The sequence below is a fragment of the Bartonella koehlerae C-29 genome (assembly GCF_000706625.1).
Taxonomy (GTDB): domain Bacteria; phylum Pseudomonadota; class Alphaproteobacteria; order Rhizobiales; family Rhizobiaceae; genus Bartonella; species Bartonella koehlerae.
The window spans coordinates 21172-38034 of sequence record NZ_KL407334.1; the positions used below are offsets into that span (position 1 = coordinate 21172).

The 16863-nt window shown below is 41.9% G+C and carries 11 protein-coding genes; all 11 read right to left on the minus strand.

The annotated features are described in order from the left end of the window. Nucleotides 1-110: 110 nt before the first annotated feature. The 11 genes from O9A_RS00125 to infA all read right to left on the minus strand — a co-directional run bounded on the left by O9A_RS00125 (nt 111) and on the right by infA (nt 15544). Nucleotides 111-1574 (minus strand): hypothetical protein, encoded by a 1464-nt coding sequence (locus O9A_RS00125; RefSeq protein ID WP_034457615.1) that lies wholly within the window; start codon nt 1572-1574, stop codon nt 111-113. A 261-nt stretch (nt 1575-1835) separates the two neighbouring features. Next, nucleotides 1836-2531: a hypothetical protein gene (locus O9A_RS00130; RefSeq protein WP_034457618.1), complete on the minus strand. Its 696-nt coding sequence runs from the start codon at nt 2529-2531 to the stop codon at nt 1836-1838. A gap of 378 nt (nt 2532-2909) precedes the next feature. Then, nucleotides 2910-4028 carry a N4-gp56 family major capsid protein gene (locus O9A_RS00135; RefSeq protein WP_034457620.1) on the minus strand — a complete coding sequence of 373 codons (1119 nt, stop codon included), beginning with the start codon at nt 4026-4028 and terminating at the stop codon, nt 2910-2912. Nucleotides 4029-4359: 331 nt separating this feature from the next. After that, nucleotides 4360-5157, minus strand: coding sequence for a hypothetical protein (locus O9A_RS00140; protein ID WP_034457623.1), 798 nt, complete (start codon nt 5155-5157; stop codon nt 4360-4362). 582 nt (nt 5158-5739) lie between these two features. Further along, nucleotides 5740-7584: a portal protein gene (locus O9A_RS00145; protein ID WP_034460122.1), complete on the minus strand. Its 1845-nt coding sequence runs from the start codon at nt 7582-7584 to the stop codon at nt 5740-5742. Next, complete coding sequence (locus O9A_RS00150) at nt 7584-8909, minus strand: PBSX family phage terminase large subunit (protein WP_034457626.1); 1326 nt, start codon at nt 8907-8909, stop codon at nt 7584-7586. Before O9A_RS00150 ends, O9A_RS00145 begins: the two co-directional genes overlap by 1 nt. Nucleotides 8910-9345: 436 nt before the next feature. Continuing rightward, nucleotides 9346-9669, minus strand: a complete 324-nt coding sequence (locus O9A_RS00155) for a hypothetical protein (protein ID WP_034457629.1) — start codon at nt 9667-9669, stop codon at nt 9346-9348. A 970-nt stretch (nt 9670-10639) separates the two neighbouring features. Further along, nucleotides 10640-13219, minus strand: coding sequence for an ATP-dependent chaperone ClpB (clpB, locus tag O9A_RS00160; protein WP_034460126.1), 2580 nt, complete (start codon nt 13217-13219; stop codon nt 10640-10642). An 872-nt stretch (nt 13220-14091) separates the two neighbouring features. Continuing rightward, nucleotides 14092-14397 (minus strand): DNA gyrase inhibitor YacG, encoded by a 306-nt coding sequence (gene yacG / locus O9A_RS00165; RefSeq protein WP_034457631.1) that lies wholly within the window; start codon nt 14395-14397, stop codon nt 14092-14094. Between the two features lie 25 nt (nt 14398-14422). Then, nucleotides 14423-15121, minus strand: a complete 699-nt coding sequence (locus tag O9A_RS00170; protein ID WP_034457634.1) for a Maf family nucleotide pyrophosphatase — start codon at nt 15119-15121, stop codon at nt 14423-14425. A 204-nt stretch (nt 15122-15325) separates the two neighbouring features. Next, nucleotides 15326-15544, minus strand: coding sequence for a translation initiation factor IF-1 (gene infA, locus O9A_RS00175; RefSeq protein WP_004856585.1), 219 nt, complete (start codon nt 15542-15544; stop codon nt 15326-15328). Nucleotides 15545-16863: the final 1319 nt, after the last annotated feature.

A 16863-nucleotide genomic window follows, 5' to 3' on the forward strand; every position in this document is an offset into this window, starting at 1 on the left:
AGCATAGTTAACATGCTGCTTCCCCCTCATAAGGCGTATCTCACTGCATTATTCTTTCACGATAGGAGGCATGCTTTACCGTATAGCGCCTTTATATTTAAAGCCATGCATTAGCGCATGCCAGCAGACTGCAATTCCACATCGAACCCCGTAACATGAGACCAATTCATTCCTTCCGGGATGCGCAACTTAAAGCGATAAAACCTTGCTCTTGCACGGAGATGAATTTGCCCCGTATTATGAGAAGGTTGTCTTTCTGGCAACCAAACAGTTTCCTCTTCAAGGGATTGCCGAAAGCGCATGCCCACAGATAAATAAAACTCTCCACTATTCACTTGAGGCATAATATTTTTCACCCGTGTTATCATGCCATTTGTCTGCCCCATTTCCTGTGATGTCACCACACAAGCCATAGGAGAACCAGAAAACGACCCCATTCTCCCCTGATGATCAAATGCACCAAGAATAGGAGATTCATTTTTCCAAACTTTACTGTCGAGAGAAAAGGGTAAATCATCAATATTCTGAGCAACCCGATCCAGTCCTTCTAAGGTAATTCCTGCAAAAAAAATGGGCAAAATCATTTTGATATCCACGACCGCCTTTGTCCATTTTTGCAATCCCCAATCATAAACAAGTAAAATGCGTTCGTGAATACTCTCATCGGTATCAACCATCCAATAAACGCGATTATACACCCCATCGATAGCAGCAGACAGAGTATACAGATTATTCTGTCTCGATTTTGCCGTCATGGTTCGGTCGACTTTTTCGAAGCCAATTGGTATAATTTGTCCCTCATTGGTGATCTGATAAAATCCACCCTCATCAGCAAAGAATGCAAGATCTCCTCGACAAACGATAGATTCAGCGTTTTTTGCGCCGCGCTTATCGTGGATTTTTTGGAAACTAAAAATAATCTTAGATCCAGGAATAAAAGAGCCGGCATAGATTGCAGAACGCATAAATATGATTGGATTTGTTGTTTCTGTTGCGCCTTGCACAAAACCGCCATCGGGAAAATCTTGATAATCGCAGCTTTTTTTTCCCACAGTCCAAAATTCGGCATCGTTCAATCCTGACCAATGGACACGTCTTGGATGCTCTGTCAATTTCATCAAACAAACGAAATCTCCCCACACACGCACAATCCCGGCTTGTGGTGGATTTCCACCTAAATTTCTAAAGTTTTTGTCATGATTAATGTCGATCACTTGTGGCTTATCATTGGCATTCACAGCAATGACATAATCCCCAAATAAAGCGAAAGACCATGGAGCATCGACATTGGCAAGATAAGATTTTCCCTTTTGACTGATATTTTTCCACTGCTTTGTAGTATTGTCGAGAAGGTAAATTTTTTGTCCGGTCCCAACAATAATAGACACACCATTTTTCGTTTTAACGGCAAGAGCTCCTAAAATTGGATCAGGGCAAGGTTCTGACATAGGTTGAAAGCTTGGCATAGGAATATAGGACCCATCAGCAGGCAATACATTGATAAGCTCATCGGTAAAGATGCCATTAATATCAGCGACATCAGGCCGATAATCAGCAACTGGAAAAAAAGCCATTGAGAACCCCATTAGAAGAATATTTGAAAAGCCTTATCAATGCGAGATTTCAAACCGCCAAAGCTTTTTTATTTTAACCACAAAAGTTCTATAAGATAAGACTCTGTAACAAAAGCATAAAACTTAGATTATAGAGAGCAAACGCAAACACATTGATATATTCACGAGTAAAATGACATAAATGTCAACACACCAGCAATTAACACCAGTCATCAGCCACCAGCGACCAACGCCAATCATCAATGATAGAGTAAAGAGCCTCTAAAACCGCATTGGAAGAATATTTGAAGAGCCTTTTCGACGCGATGTTTCAAATCGCAAAGCTTGGAGCTGTTCTTGAAAGTCTCTAAAAGAAGAAGAAGCATATTCAGGATCTTTAAGGATATTTTTGTAGAGTTCGTATTTTGCACGTGCTTTAATAAGATCAAATGCATAAATCAACCAAGGATTATCGTCCTCCATCACCTGTTCATCTCCAAAACGGATAGAAGCATAAGAAAGACGCACGGTCTCAACCTCTTTGGGTGTTGGAAAAAGCCCTATTTTTTGATCAAGGTATGTATAAAAGAGAGGCATTCCTTGTGGAGGTTTTAATCCATATTGTTGTTGCAACACTTCAACGGATTTAAAAAGTAATTGTATTTGTGTTGCAGCATGTGCTCCTAAAAAGACGGTTTCAAGAGACCTTTTTGATTGAATAAAAACGCCCTCTTCCTGCCCATACCATGTTTTTTCACATTGCGTTTTGAATATCACCTCCCTTTTTTCATTAAAGAAAAAGGGTTCTCGTTCACACAAACGCAAAGCATTAAAAATTGAATCTTGAATTTGAACGGAATATTCAGCTGTTGTATCATCAATTTCATCTTGAATAAGTGCGACCATAAAGGCAAAAGTGTGAGAATGGTCTGAATGTATAAGATTGAGATGATTTGGATCAATGGATGAAACGGTCATGGGCAATGATAATCCTTTTGCGTGTGAAGCATTTTAAGTATCTTTCCTACAAAAAATGTATTCTTGTGAGAGAAAAAATTCGCAAGCTTTTCAAACAGCTTTTAAAGTAAGCACTCCAGAAGCTCAAATCACGCGCGTACAGAAATTCGAACACCTTCTCTCCTCTAGAAATTTCTCCTCCCTAGCAGCATCTTCTGTTAAGAAGAAGGATTCCTATAACTTTTAAGCAGCTCTTAAAGGAAGTGCTCCATAAATTGGCATCACGATACTACCAAAATTCTAGGCTCTTTGGTTGTTCTCTGACAAGCTCTAAAGCCAATACTTGGAGCCGCTCCCCCCAACAAGATATTCTGTTGGGAAGAAGCATTCGAATATCCTTTAAGCGGGTGCTCCATAAGTTGGGATCACGATGGTACCAAAATCTTGTGCCCCTTGTGTACTTCCTGGCAAGGTGAAGCAAGTTTTTTTCATACCGATAATGGTTTTTGCTGCAACACCGAACTCTCGTTCATAATCGAACAACTCTTCTACCAATTTATAGCGTGTAGCGCCGCGATCTTTTCCAAAAGCGATGACAGCACTTTGTGCACCCAAAAGAACAGCACGGCGCACATTTGGTACAGCTTTATTTGTTGCACTTGATTCAACACCTTCGGTAACATGCTCAGCCTCACGCAAGACGACGCCATTATACATCCCAAGTGATCCATCATAGAGAGGGTTTTTAAGGCGGCTCCCACTATAGATTGCCTTGGTAATATCAAGCCACTGACCGGCTTCTGTATTTGTTCGCAATTGTGTCACCTGCGTTGGGTGCAGATAAAGCACATAAACATTTTCCCCCTCGACGCGGACAGGTCTAATTTTTGGATTTGCCAACTTAGCTCGTTCAACAGCTTGATCGATCAGTTTAAGATCAAAGACATCGGTTTGTTTCAAATCTTCATCTTTTGTTTTTCCATTAGGGCGCACGACGCGTTTATCGGTTGGTGCAGTTGGTGCATTAAACCCATAATGGACAGGTTTAAGAGCAATAGTACGTCCTTCAAAATTAATGGCTTTTGCAGTATAGCCGCAAACTTGAATAAAGAACATCAAACTTAAACGATCAGCATACCAATCAACCAACCCATTTTTGGCTTCAGTACGCAAATCGTGCAAGATACGTTGCTGATCGATGGTACCTTCATTTTTGACACGCACCGCATGAACAAGTTCATTAATTGCCAAGCGATCACTGAGAAATTGGAGGGCTTCTTCATTGCCTTCAAGCGCCTGCCCTTCACTCACCCCATCGCCAAGCAGCTGTACGCGCAAATTAAAACTAATGGCATCACCACTTGCTTTGGTGGTTTCATCTTTTAATTGTACGATACTATTTGAATCATTCCCAATCAAAGGTGCAATAGGGATTGCTTTTGAGACTTCCTGGTTCAAGAGTTTAGACCACGTGCGCACTGCCATTGGGTCATTAAGTCCGATGTAAGTTACAGTCATTTTATCCTCTAAAAGTTTATTGACATAAAAAAGTCGGCAAAGTGCCGGTTGTTAACATTCCACATTTCTCCTTTTCAGAGAGTGGATCAGTTATTAGGTGTTTTGTATGATTTTTATTGATTATCTTTGCCTCCCCCTTTGAGCAATTTTCTCATTGCACGAGCCACCTCAACTCCCATAGGTTTGCCTCAAGAGTTCCTAGGCAGACGTCTCAAAAGGCCCGGCACATATCGCCTCCAATCCCTCACGCAACCGCCTCAAGCCCTACACAACCACTTCACGCCTCCAAACAATCTACTTCGAGAATTTCCCCACCATGCATTCATGGCTTTTAGAATTCTCCACCACCCATTAAGCGATTAAAAACAGCTTTGTTTTTTGGATCAGCAATCCAATGATTAAATTCTGTCTCCGACATTTTGTCGAGCATATCCAAAGAAATGGGTTCTTTTGGCGTCAAACCGTTATAGGCAGCAAGTGTGCGTGCAGAATTTTGCCTTTCCTGAAAATTTTCACCAATGGTATTTGGAGAATTTGTGTAACCAATTTTTTGCGCGATAGCGTAAATCACTTCGGCAGGATTTTGATTTTTTTTCGCACAATCGTGCAAGATCTGTTTCAATTCATTACCAATCACTGCATCCACGATATTTGGGTCAGCCATTTCAGGATAGAGCGAAGAGAAAGCTGCCAACTGCTTAGCCCGCGTATCATAAATAAAGTCAGCAGCTTGATCAAAATCATGATGCTTTTGTTTAACAGCAGCAACAGATTTCTGATAGAAAGCATGCAACTGTTCTGAGTCAGGGCTCATAACAGGTGGTTGTTCAGAGAGCAACGCCCCTTGTTTGTAGAGTGTTTTTCCCAACCATTGTATATAACCCATAAAATCTTTTTGCGGGTCTGGTGGAACATCAACTTCTAGCACCTTTTGAACATCTTGTGACTGTGAATCTACTTGCAATGATCGCTGTTGTTGATGTACATTTCGGTGCCCTTGGAAATTTTCTTCGAAAGTTTTTGCTTTTTCTCCCGCTCCAATTTCACTATCTTCTCCCTGTTGGGCTCCTGAAAGAGAACCCTTTTTCAATTGGTTTTGTTCTGCTGGGTTTAAATGTTCTTGATCCATATTGTTGGCCTTCTCTTTTTCAGACAATAAAATAATATTTTTTCAAATGAAGTCGTTTACCTTTACACATGCGCCTTCTACAAAATGGTCTACCAACTGCTTTTCCCCTGCATGACCACTAAGGCTGCCTCCAACATTACCAGCGCCTCCCCTTTATTCACACCGCAATGTTATACTCTCCACTAGCTCCACCACTAAGTTCTTCTACTACTGAGCTGCTCTCCAGCATGTCATGTAATGGAGCACTTTGCCTCACTAAGCTCTGTTTTGTATTCTGAGTATAATCTTATGGATGAGTGATGCGGACAAAAGAAAAGAACGCTGAAGATTAGGCATCCTGAACATAAAGCCATTTACCTTTGCGCCTTTGCCTTCTACAAAATGGATTGCATCAACTGCTCCACATTACCGTTAAGCTCTCCACTAGCCTCTCTGCTAAACTCTCCTCAACGCCTGCCATACAATGGAGAACTTTTCCTCTCTAAACTCTACTTATGCGTTTTAAGTGCAATTTTGTTGAAAAGCCGATGCGGACAAAAGAAAAGTATGCAAAAAATTAGGCATCCTAAACACAAAGCCATTTCACTTTTTATGTGTCTTCTGCAAAATGGATTGCATCAGCTGCTCCACACCGGCATGACCGCTAAACCCTCCTAAAGCCTCAGTACTATTTTGCAATGAAGCACTTTGTTCCTCTAAACTCTGCTTTTGTACTTTGAGTGCAATTTTATGGATGAGTGATGCGGGCAAAGGTGAATAACGCAAAAGATCGAGCATAATATCTGGCGTTGTAAAACTTTGCATCAAAGGCAGCAATTGTATAATAATAGCAAATGTCCGCTCTTTTTCATTGAGACTTGTTGGAGCATCATCAACCACAATATCATATTCCAAACTGGTGATCATTTCGCGTGTTAACGGCACATACCTAGCATTTTCATCACCAGCAATACGCACCAATCGCCCATCGGAAAGATAGTTTTGAATAAGATAGAGAATAATTTTTCCCTGTCGTTGCCGATATCGCCGCAAACCATCAAAAAAAGAAGCTAACAAATTGAGTGAAGATTGGCGACGTTGTTGTTCAAGAATTCCTGGTTGGTTTACCGCCCGCGTTCCGACAAATTCAGAAGACAATCCGGTCACTTGTTCGATCGCGCCTTTTGCTTCATTAAACAACTGAAAGAAGCCTTGTGGGAATTGTGCAACAGGCTTAGGCTGGATTCTTCCCCCAGAAACAGCCCCACTTTTTAGCCAAGTAATGCTATCGGCTCTTGCCCAACTCTCTGTGGCTTGGCGATCATCATCAAAAGCATCGCGTTCAGCCATAATTCCGCCTTTTGACTGACTATTAAGCAAATGCATCACTTGACTAAAATATTTATTTGCCCAGCGTTGCGGATCTTTTGTTGGTTTGACAATCCCATAAAATTGCCGGCTCAACTTATCAAAAGTGCCGGTAATACACTCCCACCCCAATTGATTTGGTGGCACCAAAGGTTTATCTGGTGCTTCAAGCAGTTTTCGACCCAAAAAAGCACGTTTGACAATTTTTTTCGTCAATCTTGTCGCTTGGAGTCCAGGAAAATTTTCGAACAAATTTTGGAAATCCTGCTCCGAATAATCGATAAATTTTCCACTTAAAGGATCGAGGACTTTATAAACAATCTCACGCTCGAACCAGCGGCATTCAGCTAATGTGACCATTTTAGGACGTTGATAGCTACCCACCTCCTCCACATCTACACGATAGCTTTGCGTATTAATAACGCTAGTTTGATGAAAAAATGTCTGATGTTTGACCCAATCAGCATTGAGATCACTCCAATGGACATGAGGAAACATTTCCTGAGCCATTGCCAGCGGTTTTTCATCAATATACCATAGACGCTGTGCATCAACTAGATTGGGCTTTACAGCACTTGCATCCCAGACCATTTTCATTGGGTCCAATCGTGCAATCACAGGTTTTCCTTGCGGATCCTCTTCATAATCAAGCCTGGTATCTGTCCACCCCATTCCGCAAATGATAGCATCTTGAAAGGCATCAGAATCCTCGTACTCTCCGTCAGCTTCATCACGAAACCATTCGGCTGCTCCAGTGAGAATCTGGTTGGCAAAGGCAGCCCCTTCTTGACGTGGAATAAATTGCACTTGTCGTTTATTATTACGCTCTGCACCAATCACAGCATTGATCAAAGGAGCAATGCGGTTAAAAGTCATGACCGGTCTGTTTTGTTCGCGCAACACGGCAAGATCTTGCTCATTCCATTGGCGTCCATTATAAAAATCGTAGTCTTCTTGGGCATTTTTTCGCCATTGCTCGACATGTGCAATATCGTCCTGATACCAGCTGACGAGTTTTTTGAAGAGTGCTTGGTGTTCAAGCGTCTCTAGTGGATCAAAAGAGTCTGTAAAAATATTCATTAAAAAGCCATCCATGAAGTTTGAGAATGGTGATAAGAATGATAAACACTTTTTTTCAGCCGTATATTTGGCTGTTCATAAGCCACACACATGAGTCCGAAACTATCAGCACCATGGCTTGCCCAATCATGTTCAGCACCCAGTCCGATATTACGCTGTTCGTCCCGTTTTTCATGATACCAAGCGAGTGCTTTTCGCCCAGCATGTGTTGTTTCACGGTTAAACCATATAGCAGGAAACAATCGCCTTACGGCTTCGATACGCATTTTCACAGCCCCCACACCTTGATTAGGAATAACCTTAGTTTGAAACCCAGCTTGTTGGAGAGCACTTTCAAAACTCACATTATAGACACGATCTTTCGTTGCCCCATCATGGGGCAAGACCATCAATGCCTTGTCATATCCTCTTTGAAACACCCAGCCAACATGCTCAGAGAGTGGTTGTCCTTGGGCTTCATAATAATCGAGGACACGGATTTCTCGTCCTACAAATTGTGCTACCCATAAAGCGGTGGCATCAGCCTTTGCTCCTGTTCCACCGATATCCCAAAAGATTCTGATCTGCATCAAGGGATCACGAGGAACAGTAGTAATGCGCCCCTCCTGTTCAGCTTCCAGCAGCACTTTTTGATAATAAGCACCTTCAACAGTTTGGAGATATTCCCCTTCCCAAATATGGTTATAGTATTCAGGCCGTTGTTCTAAATCCGCCTTGCGATCTCGATTAAGTTTTTCGGGAAATTGAGGATTATCACGCCAAGTGATTTCAGCACCTTTGATATGAGGATTATTGACATTTCGGAAACGTTTTTCGACGGGTGCATTTTCACGGCAAGGATTCCATGTCACCCACAATTCGGCATTCCAATCTTTTCCTTCCTCGCGCAAAGTTGGAATAAGCGTTTGCCAAGCGGCCTCAGTCACAGGCTCTGCCTCATCGACCCAGCAAAGGAAAACACGCCCCATGGATTTAATACTTGCGATATTGCGATCAAGTCCAGCAAAAACATAGACGATATTTCCATCTTTTGACTTGATATATTTATCGCCGATTTCATAATAGTCTTGCAGGAAAGGATAGGCTTTAATAGCCCGTTTAATTTCTTCCAAGGAACTTTCACTGAGTGAATTTTGAAATTGTCGTGCACAGAGTATAATCCCTTGTTCTCCAGACTTTCCATGCCGATATCCAATCACGGCAGACATCAAAGCAAAGGAGCGTGTTTTCCCAGACCCCCGTCCTCCCCAAGCAGCACGCACATCGGCTTTTCCGGTAAAAACAGGTATAAGCTTTGGAATAAGAGCAATTTGCGCAGTCGTCATTCATCCTCAAGCATAACGCCCCTCAAAAAACACGAGTGCCCGTAGACTACAGTGTCAAGACTCTACCATCTTCAAATATCATGCCAAATACTCCTCCCCTCAAGCATCACCCTCTTTACTCTTCTCAGAGATTGCATCCTTTGCACGCACCAGTACAATCTCAACAGGTGAAACAGTCTTAACACCTCCTCCCTTTTCATCCCATAACTTGCACAGGTAAAATTTACAAGAAGCGAAAAACAGCCTCATAAGGCACACACACCAGCTTTTCCAGTAAAAACAGAAATAAGCTTTGGAATAAGAGCAATTTGCGCAGTTGTCATTCATCCTCAAGCATAACACTCTTCAAAAAACATGCCCCCAAAGGAGACGATGCCCGTAGACTACAGTGTCAAGACTCTACTATCTTCAAATATCACGCCAAATACTCCTCCCCTCAAGTATCACTCTCTTTACTCTTCTCAGAGAGAGCATCTTTTGCGATCACCGGCACAATCTCAACACGTGAAATTGTTTTAACATCTCTACCCGCTTCTCCGGTAACTTGCAGAGGCAACACTTTAGCCAGAAGCGAAAAAAAAGGCACAGGATTATTCAATGCATGATATTGAAGATAAGACACCAACCCATCTTCACCATAGTGATATCCAGCTTGCTCAGCAGCTGTAAGAAGGGCTTCATTAAAGCGCTTTGTTGTTTTATTCAAAGCACTTTTTGACCGTCCTCTTCGGCGTAAGGGAAGAAGCTGTTTCTCTGCCATCATCTTGTTCCTTCAAATTAAAGAAAAGCTAATCCTATATCTTGAAAAACAGCATGAAAATCAGCAATGAAATTTTAAGAACAACCAACTACACGCAAAAAATTTGTGATCAGAGACCAATCGGATAGCTTCGATAAGCTTTGTGTAATGATGTATTTTTGGTAATCCTTTACCGGATAATTGAGCGAAAATTTTTTTGCCTTTTTATCATAAGCTTCTCTCTCTCATAACCGTAGCTCTCTTTATCCTCTAAAGAAACGCGCAAACCTTCCCTTATAGTTTCCAACAAAGAATACATAAAAGCTACAACAGCAATAGAAGAGAAAAAGAATCATGACCTTTAGAAGAGAAACCACCTGAGATAGAATAAAATAGAATTTTCTGATAAAAAAAAACGAAAAAAATCTACACTCATTCCCCCAACCTTAGCCATCCGGCAAAGGATTACCAAAAATGTATCATCACGTAAAGACTCACTAAGCCATACCCTCTTTCAGAGAAAGACATCTCTTAGAAATCTCTCAACGACCGGAAAACTTATTGATTATATAACACAGTAAAACTGATGAATACGACAGAGTCTGACTACTGAGTGAACAGAATTCAAGAATTTATAAATGAATAACCACTTATAACAATAAGCCTGTCATGATAATCCAGAAAACGATCACTGAAAATGAGAGGAGCTGAAAGCTCACAGACTCTAGAAAGCTCTTAGGAAGTAACCGAAAGACAGAAAGTATCTTGTTTACAAACCGCTTCTCCCGTAATGAAGTGTCACCACCACTCTATCATCCGCTTTACAAAAGCAAAGAACGCTGATTGTATCATTATGATACGCGTTCAGATTTACCTTGTCAAGTTTTTTGATGTTTTATTATTTTTTCTCTGCTTCATGCAGCATTGTCTTAACGCATTATCATATCCTTATTTCATTGCCATGTTCCTTATTTCTAAGGCGTACAGTGTCTTAATTTTCAGGAAAAAAAGTCAACTGCTCTCCTTTTTTTGCAATTGTCACCATCATCTCATCGTGAATTTTCCCGAACAAAATGTTTTCTGCCAGTGGATCTTGAATTTCTCTTTGGATAATGCGTTTGAGAGGTCGCGCCCCATAGAGAGGATCATAACCCTTATCGCCAAGGAATTGCCGGACTTCTGGTTCGATATGCAAAGTTATTTTGCGTTCATTGAGCAAATTTTGCAAATGTTGTATTTGGATATCAACGATGGCTTCCATGTCCTTACGTTGTAATCTCTGAAAGAGAATGATCTCATCAATACGATTAAGAAATTCGGGACGGAAAGCTGCTTTTACAACATTCATGACGTCATTTTTTGCCTGATCGGTCGTTTGCCCTTCTGGCAAGGCGGTTAAAAATTCCGCTCCCAAATTTGAAGTCATAATCAGCAAAGTATTACGAAAATCGACGGTACGTCCCTGGCTATCGGTCAAGCGCCCTTCATCAAGCACTTGCAGCAAGAGATTAAAAATATCGGGATGCGCTTTTTCAATTTCATCGAACAAAATGACCTGATAAGGTCTTCGCCTCACAGCTTCAGTAAGCACTCCCCCTTCTTCATATCCGACATATCCGGGCGGTGCCCCAATCAGTCGTGCACCGGCGTGCTTCTCCATATATTCCGACATATCGATGCGCAACATGGCATTGGGGTCTTGGAAAAGAAAAGCGGCAAGAGCTTTGGTTAATTCAGTTTTTCCCACACCGGTAGGACCAAGAAACATAAAGGAGCCAATGGGGCGATTAGGGTCTTGCAGACCGGCACGTGCACGCCGTACAGCACGCGAAACAGCTTGCACAGCTTCACCCTGTCCAACCACACGGGTGCTAATTTCGTCTTCCATACGCAGGAGTGCCTCTCGTTCTGCCTCGAGCATACGATCAACAGGAACTCCAGTCCATCGAGAAACAATCCGAGCCACATGTTCAGCGGTAACAGTTTCTTCAACGAGATGATTTTGCTGATCATCATTTTCAGCTAAGCTCAATTGTTTTTCGAGCTGCGGAATGACGCTATAAGCGAGTTCTCCAGCTTTTTGGAATTGTCCATCACGCTGTGCAATAGCCAAAGCATTGCGTGCTTCTTCGAGCTGTTTTTTCAGATCTGCAGCATGTCCTAATTTTTGTTTTTCAGCCTGCCAAGCAGTTGTCATCTCGGTAGACTGTTGTTCCAATGTTTCAAGTTCAGCTTGCACGATTTTCAGACGATCTTTTGCTGTTGGCTCCACATCAGTTTTCAAAGCCTCACGTTCGATTTTCAACTGTAAGATTTTCCGATCAAGTACATCGAGTTCTTCAGGCTTTGAATCGACTTGCATGCGCAACCGTGCCGCCGCTTCATCGATAAGATCAATGGCTTTATCGGGCAAGAAACGATCAGTAATATAACGGTTAGACAAACGAGCCGCAGCGATTAAGGCGCTGTCTGCCAAACGCACTTTATGATGCTGTTCATATTTTTCTTTAATGCCGCGCAAGATAGAGATTGTATCCTCAAGGGTTGGTTCAGGCACAAAGACGGGTTGGAAGCGACGTGCAAGAGCGGCATCTTTTTCAACATATTTGCGATATTCATCGAGTGTCGTTGCCCCCACACAATGGAGTTCTCCGCGCGCAAGAGCAGGTTTTAGCAAATTGGAAGCATCCATAGGACCATCAGATTTTCCAGCACCAACGAGATTATGCAATTCATCAATAAAGAGAATGATCTGTCCATCTTCGACTTGCACCTCGGCCAAAACAGCTTTAAGACGTTCTTCGAATTCGCCGCGATATTTTGCACCAGCGATAAGTGCTCCCATATCTAATGCATAGAGTCGTTTATCACGCAAAGTTTCTGGCACATCGCCATTAACAATACGCAGCGCTAACCCTTCAACAATTGCCGTTTTTCCCACCCCTGGTTCACCAATGAGCACAGGATTATTTTTGGTACGCCGTGAAAGCACCTGAATAGTGCGACGAATTTCTTCTTCACGTCCAATAACAGGATCAAGTTTTCCTTCCCGTGCATCTTTGGTAAGATCGCGAGCATATTTTTGCAAAGCATCATATTGGCTTTCGGCATGAGGGCTTGTAGCCGTTTTTCCTTTACGCAGCGCATTAATGGCTTGATTGAGCGCTTGCGGAGTCAAGCCTGCTTTTGTGAGAATATCGGCTGTTTTTGCAGTTTTTTCCATGATAAGCGCTTGCAGAACACGCTCCACGGTTACAAACTGATCCCCGGCTTTGTGTGCGAGATCTTCTGCTAGAGTGAAGACTTTTGCCAACGGCTGCGAGAGATAGAGCTGCCCATTTCCGCCTTGTACTTTTGGCAAAGCATCGAGCGTTTCTTCAAGCGATTTTTGAATAAGAGAGAGATCACCGCCAGCTTTTTGGATCAATGATGCGGCCAATCCTTGAGAATCCTCTAACAATACTTTGAGGAAATGCTCCGGCATAAATTGTTGATGATCAGAAGAGAGAGCCTTATTTTGTGCTGTTTGTAAAAAACCTTGCAAACGTTCGCTATATTTTTCCAGATTCATTCTTTTTCCTTTCTTGCGCCACCGCTGCACTTTAACTCCCCAAGGCATCCGCAAGGATCAGACCTACCCCTACAAAACACCGCGAACGAAGCAGCATGAAAATAGCTGTAGTGCTAAAACAAATATGGGTTCTCACAAGCCCCATAGCAAGAGGGGAATCACGCGAGTAAAGAAGAAACAAGAGTAAAAACAAACAACGACAAAAAGAACCGTACAAGAAAGATGATAGCAAAGAGAACAATTGAAAAAAAGAGAGTATTGTTCATAACAAAGAGTGACAATATTCTGTTTTAACATACCACTCTCAAGGCTCAATTTTCTTTTTGGTTTCAAATATATGGTTTTCTTTCAACTTCAAATACTTAAACACTCCGGACTTCAAGCACGCAACACCCGCTCTATCATTCATCCAATCGACTTCCTTCTTGCTACCTAGTGCCGGCTCCCATGGTCCAATACCCAATCCTTCTCTAACAAAAATACCAATTCCCCCAACCCTAATGCCCAGCCCTGCTCAACTTCAAACACCCGTGCTCTACCCAACCAAAAGCCAGATCTTCAACGCTTCTCAAAACTGCGCAACTCTTTTTACTCTTCTTCGTCAGTTTTTTTCGAAGGTAGAGCTTTTTCTCAACTTCAAACACTTAAGCGCTCCGGACCTCAAACACGCAACACCTGCCCTATCATTCATCCAATCGACCTCCTTCTTAGTACCCAAGGTGCAATTCTCTCGGTTCCAATAGCCAATCCTTCTCTAACAAAAATGCTGCTTTTCTTTTCGTTCAAACACCAATCTTGCCCAACTTCACCATCTCAATCCTTGTAAAATCCAAAGCCAGATCTTTAATGCTTCTCAAGACTATGCAGCCTTTTCACTCTTCTTCATCAGTTTTTTGTGGCGGGGGTGGCAAGATATAAGACCCCGAAAGCCATCGGTTTAGATCAATTGCCCGGCATCGTGTTGAACAGAAAGGATAGGCGTTTTGCTGTGCCATCTGACCACAAATTGGACAAGGATGGGGAGGACGGATTGAAGAGATCTCTGTTTGCGTCAAATTCGGCTGTGTTTGCGTTTGGTGCATTTTTTTTATCTGTTCGCGTACCTTGCTTAATTTTTGTTTTGTTTGCTTCTTTCCGTTTTTCTTCCTCTGTTCTATTTGTTTCTTATTCTGTTCCATTGGTTTTGCCAGTCAATCCATTTCTCTAGTGTGTTTTTCCATTCCAATGCGGAAGAAGTGGATAGTGATAAGCCGTCAGAAGATCCATTGTTTCAGCCAAAGGCAAGCCCACCACATTGGAATAAGAGCCAGCGATATAGACAACAAAAGCACCCGCTTTGCCCTGAATAGCGTATCCACCGGCTTTTCCTTGCCATTCTCCAGAATAAAGATAGGCCTCCATCATGGGAGAGGTCAATCGTTTAAAACGGACACGACTTTCGACCAATTTTACGGTTATTTTTCCGCATTCATTCAGCGCACAAACAGCGCCATAGACTTTGTGTGCACGTCCAGAAAGGAAGCGCAAACATTCATAAGCCTCATCTTCACTTTCTGGTGAGGGAAGAATGGTACGTCCAACAGCAACCACAGTATCAGCAGCCAAGATGACCATTTTCTGCACTGATGCTTTTCCTCCACTGCTTTGATAGCGCCACAGAAAAGTTTCTTGCGCTTTAAGAGCTTTTTCCTTTGCCAAACGTTTTGCAAGGTTTGCAGGATGTTCTCTTAATTTTGGTGTTTCATTGATATTGGTTGCATAAACCTGATGGGGATCAAGACCAATTTGTGCTAAAAGCGCCAAACGACGCGGCGAAGCGGAAGCAAGCACCAACTGTATTTCCTCTAACGAGGTTTCTCCCAAACGAGACTTTTTAAAGAAAGCTTTTCTTATGACTTCCATTTTCACCCCCTCAAAATAATCTTAAACGACCAGCCAATGCGTTTTAGCACCACAGATTTTCTTGTTGAGAGACCTCTAATATTCTTCACTCACTCATATGACGCATTTCCAAGATGATTTTTTTTGCCTTTTTAATTTTTTTCTCTCGAAGGCTTTTAGAGAACACTATTGCTGCTTTTAGAGAAAGTAACAACCACAGATGAGCTACTTATAGCGATATATAATACGGCCTTTTGTTAGATCATATGGAGTCATTTCAACCATGATTTTATCACCAGCTAACACACGAATACGATTTTTGCGCATTCTTCCAGCGGTATGGGCAATAATTTCATGATCATTTTCCAGTTTTACGCGAAACATCGCATTCGGTAAGAGTTCAGTTACGATACCAGAAAATTCCAAAACTTCTTCTTTTGACATAAAATAATAATTTCCTTTATAGATAGCTGATGCGTTTTTGAGCAGCGCATTATTTTTCAGCGTTCATATCTTATTTTCTTGGTTTTGTGAACAAAAATTCAACAAAAAGGAAAAGGTTTTTCTTGTTATATTTGTTCCCTGACGCTCTCAAAAAAACTTTAACAAGTCTCTGTACATATCCTTTTAGCAGGTTGAACTACACTCTCAAGGCATTCTTTAGGGCAAATTTCACTCTTCTTACTCTTTATCTCACCGACATCGTACCTGACCAAACTTCTCGTTTAGCGCACTCTCCAGCCTACTCTTTTTTCCTTCTTTCCGTTCTACTCTCCCCATAGTCACCACACCTCACTGATAACCAATCATCCTCCAACCTTCCAACAACAACCTCATCGCAAACCGCACAATCCTCCTTGTCATCCGGCCCTTCACCCCACTCCCCATCTCATCCTTCAGCCTACTCTCTCTCCATCGGACACAATCACACCAATAACTCCCCTTCACATCCCTCTCATTTCTCCCTTCAAATGGCACACCATATCATTCTTTAGAACAATCTTTGCCCCATCTTTACAATACATTTGTGAGGACGAAGATCATACACACTGTTTTCCATTTTTACAGATTTACGTTTTATCGTTTTTGTGATTACACGAAAAATAGTAAAGTAAGCTTATGATAAAAACACCGTTAGGATACATTTGAAAAACACTTAAAATAAGAAGAAAACACATGAAAGTGTACTCCTCTTATTCACTCATCCACTCCTTTCTTTTCCAGCTTGCTCTCAGCCTATAAGCAAACTTCCACGAACAATTACCCCACCAAAAACCACTCTCATGATTTAATTTTGAAAAGTCCTATTTCTTTTCATTGCAAGATAAAAAAGTAAATTTTAACATGTCATTCAACTCTGCATTATGCAAAACTTTTTACGAACGAACAACTTCCCCACCGGCATCCAATTCCACCAGAAACAACCTCCTTCAACGCCGCTTCACCAACAACCAACCCACAAACCTACAAGTACCAGCCGCCTCCTCATCCTTTAGCCCACTTTTTCACCTCGCTCACTACACCACCCTCCAACATCCTCTCTCCCTACCGGAAACGGCCTCACCGGCAACTCCTCTTCACCTCACTTTTCAATTTCCCCTTCAAAAAGCCATCCTCCCACACACCCTTTCCCATCTTTACATCACACTTTTAAAAACACAGATCATACACAATTTTCCTATTTTTTTTATCTTTACGTTTTTACATTTTTACGAATTTACAGAAAAATATAAAAGAGTATAAAATGAAACACGATGATAAGT